At 62.1% G+C, this 1,614-nt stretch carries 1 protein-coding gene; it reads right to left on the bottom strand.

The window, feature by feature from the left end; all coding sequences use genetic code 11:
* Positions 1-1,614 (bottom strand): YDG domain-containing protein (locus O0882_RS26060; protein ID WP_289952935.1); only part of this gene is annotated, 1,614 nt, incomplete at both ends.

The following is a 1,614-nucleotide window of genomic DNA, read 5'->3' as shown; positions in this document are numbered from 1 at the left end:
GCATTGCCGTCGTAGACCTTGCTGCCCGCCACCTGGCCCGCCACCGTCAGGGCTTTCGGCGTGATGCTGGCCGTCAAACCGGTCGGGTTGACCACCGTATAGTTGCTGGCCGCCCCCGCCCCGTCGAGCAAGGTCGTGCCGCTGACCGTCACGGTTTTCGCGTTGCCCGCATTCTTGTCGCTGAAGGCCGCCGTCTGGCCGGCGATGACCAGCGTTTCGCCCTCCACCAGGCCGACCAGGCTGCCGCCACTGATTTGCGCCACCGCATTGCCGTCGTAGACCTTGCTGCCCGCCACCTGGCCCGCCACTGTCAGGGCTTTCGGCGTGATATCGGCCGTGCCGCTGGAAGCATTGCTACCCAGAATGTAGTTGCCAGCGTCCGCACCAGCCAGCGTGATACCGCTAACCGTGACAACCTTGGCCGTGCCCGCATTCTTGTCGCTGAACAAGCCAGAGCCAGCAACACTCAAGCTGTCGTTGCCAATAATGCCATCAAAGCTTGCCGTTCCCTTCAAGGTGGCCGTTCTCAAGCCATCATAGCTCTTGTTGTCCACGCCCACGTTCGACACGCTGCTGATCGTTGCCTTGGCAATATCCGCCACGCCGCTGGACGTCGTGCTGGCCAGAACGTAGTTGCCCGCATCCATGCCACCCAGGGTGATGTTGCTGACGTTCACTGTTTTACCGGTGCCCGCGTTCTTGTCGCTGAATTCGCCATTTCCCGCCACCGTCAGGCTGTCGTCGCCGAAGATGCCGGTGAAGGTCGCCGTGCCATTCAAGGTGGCCGTTTTCTGGCCATCATAGGTCTTGTTGTTGACACCCACGTTCGACACGCCGCTGATGCTGGCCTTGGCGATGTCGGCCACGCCGCCGGACGTCGTGCTACCCAGAATGTAGTTGCCCGCGTCGGCGCCGCCCAGGGTGATGTTGCTGACATTCACCGTTTTACCGGTGCCCGCGTTCTTGTCGCTGAAGACGCCGCTGCCGGCCACCGTCAGGCTGTCGCCGTTCATCTTGCCATCAAACACTGCACTGCCGTTCAAGGTCGCCGTGGTCAAGCCATCATAGGTCTTGTTGTTGACGCCCACGTTCGACACGCCGCTGATGCTGGCCTTGGCGATGTCGGCCACGCCGCTGGATATCGTGCTACCCAGAATGTAGTTGCCCGCGTCCGCGCCGCCCAGGGTGATGTTGCTGACGTTCACTGTTTTACCGGTGCCCGCATTCTTGTCGCTGAATTCGCCATTTCCCGCCACCGTCAAGCTATCGGCGCCGATGATGCCGGTGAAGGTCGCGGTGCCATTCAAGGTGGCCGTTTTCTGGCCATCATAGGTCTTGTTGTTGACGCCCACGTTCGACACGCCGTTGATGGTGGCCTTGGAAATAATCGCCGTCACCCCGCTGGCGTTGCTGAAGGCGTAGTTACTGGCCAGGCCGGTAGTGCCATCCGAGATGGTCGCGCCCGTCACGGTGACGACCTTGCCGCTGCCCGCGTTCTTGTCGGCGAAAACGCCACTCTGGTTCGTCAGATCCAGGTTCAGCGTCTCGCCGCTGACCAGGCCGCTCAATGCGCCGCCCGACAGCACGGCATTGCGCGTGCCGTCATAGTCGCGG

It is taken from the genome of Janthinobacterium sp. SUN073, assembly GCF_030397665.1.
In the GTDB taxonomy this organism is placed as follows: domain Bacteria; phylum Pseudomonadota; class Gammaproteobacteria; order Burkholderiales; family Burkholderiaceae_D; genus Janthinobacterium.
Note: the sequence above shows the minus strand (reverse complement) of the source record. Positions and strands in the feature narration are given on the sequence as shown.